This is a genomic window from Nocardia sp. 852002-20019_SCH5090214 (assembly GCF_001665865.1).
Lineage (GTDB): Bacteria > Actinomycetota > Actinomycetes > Mycobacteriales > Mycobacteriaceae > Nocardia > Nocardia nova.
This window is the reverse complement of sequence record NZ_LZMK01000183.1, coordinates 1-1,262: the sequence shown is the minus strand read 5'-3', so window position 1 is coordinate 1,262 and position 1,262 is coordinate 1. Positions and strand designations below refer to the sequence as shown.

The 1,262-nt window shown below is 69.3% G+C and carries 2 protein-coding genes and 1 pseudogene; 2 read left to right on the top strand and 1 reads right to left on the bottom strand.

Annotated elements, in window-relative coordinates:
• Both A5780_RS40950 and A5780_RS14275 read left to right on the top strand, forming a co-directional pair.
• Window positions 1-658, top strand: a pseudogene (locus A5780_RS40950) (hypothetical protein); the annotation flags it as partial.
• A complete protein-coding gene (locus tag A5780_RS14275) occupies window positions 655-960 on the top strand; it encodes a hypothetical protein (protein WP_064908666.1) in 306 nt (101 codons plus the stop codon). The pseudogene A5780_RS40950 and the gene A5780_RS14275, both read left to right, overlap by 4 nt.
• 80 nt (window positions 961-1,040) lie before the next feature.
• Here A5780_RS14275 and A5780_RS14270 read toward each other — a convergent pair.
• Window positions 1,041-1,262, bottom strand: a 222-nt coding sequence (locus A5780_RS14270; RefSeq protein ID WP_231982953.1) for a hypothetical protein, incomplete at its 5' end; no start/stop codon positions are given.

Sequence of the window (1,262 nt, the reverse complement as noted above, 5' to 3'; positions counted from 1 at the left end):
CGACGACGTAGCCGCCGGAGACATCCAAGGCCGCAAGGATCTGCCGGAACTGCTGTTCACCGACGAACGCAGCAAACGCGTCGTCGATCAACAGCGCATCAGCGCCGCCGCCGCCGAGATCGCGAACGGGATGCGCGACAAGGTCGATGAGATCCTCGCCGCCACCGAATTCGACCGCCACAGCCGCGAAGGCGGGCTCGCCTCGTTCCACAAGGCGCACCTGCGCGACACGCTCCACACCGTCGCCGACGGCGCCATCGGCACTGGCGTCGACCACGAACGCCGCCGCTACGCCGATCTTCGTGTGAAGTTCGCTCACGCCCTCGCCAACGCCGGTGTCGACACCGCCCATCGTGACCGCATCCGCGCCGTCGTCGACGCGTCCGCTCGCCAGGCCGGGATCGCCGGCCAGGCCGCCGCCGACCGTGATGAGCGGTGGGCCATCAAAAGTGAGCGCATCGCGATGATCCGCGACGATCAACCCGCCCAGCGTCGCGCGGCCGCCGCCGGCCGCGCCGCACCGCCCCAAGCCGCAGTCTCCGCCGAGACGATGCGGGCCTGCGCCGCGCGTATCGACCAGTCCATGAGCTCCGGCCGCGCCGCCGGTCCCGTGGGCCTGCGCCAGTCCCACGAGATCGAGACGGGAATCGAGCGATGAGCGAGGCGATAGAGGAAACGGTGATCGTGATGGCCTACCCCGAAGGCCTCGACGGCGCGGTCGTGCACGTCTTCGGTGGTGAGGTCCTCTTTTCCGAGAACGGCGAGTTTCTCGGATGGGACCCCGGCGACTGGTGGGAATCGCTGACCCTCGACGGTGACGGCCCGGCCGCGCTCGACGACATCGACGCCGTGCTCACCACTCACGGCTACCGCCGCACCTCGACCTGGATCGGCCCGGTCGTGACCCGACGCGGTGAGCGCTACACCGCCGGCGGAATCGGCCGCATCGAACCCGTGTAACGAAACCCAGACAGAAGGCCCCGCCGGGAGCTATCCGGCGGGGCCTTCTGCATTGTGCGCCATGGTGATCCGTGCACGATCTACAGGTACAGCATCAGCGCACCCATCACCACCGCCAGCAGCAGCGCGGCCGGCGCCACCACCAGCAGCCACCCGTGCCCGGGGCCTGGGCGCTGGCGTGCGGTCTCGGCCCGCTTCTCCGCTCGCTCACGCATGTACGACGGCGTGCGGTTCAGATCGAAGTCGCCCTCGAGCCACATCCGTTTCCACCTGAGGTAGCTCTGGTAGTCGCCTTCCGACGG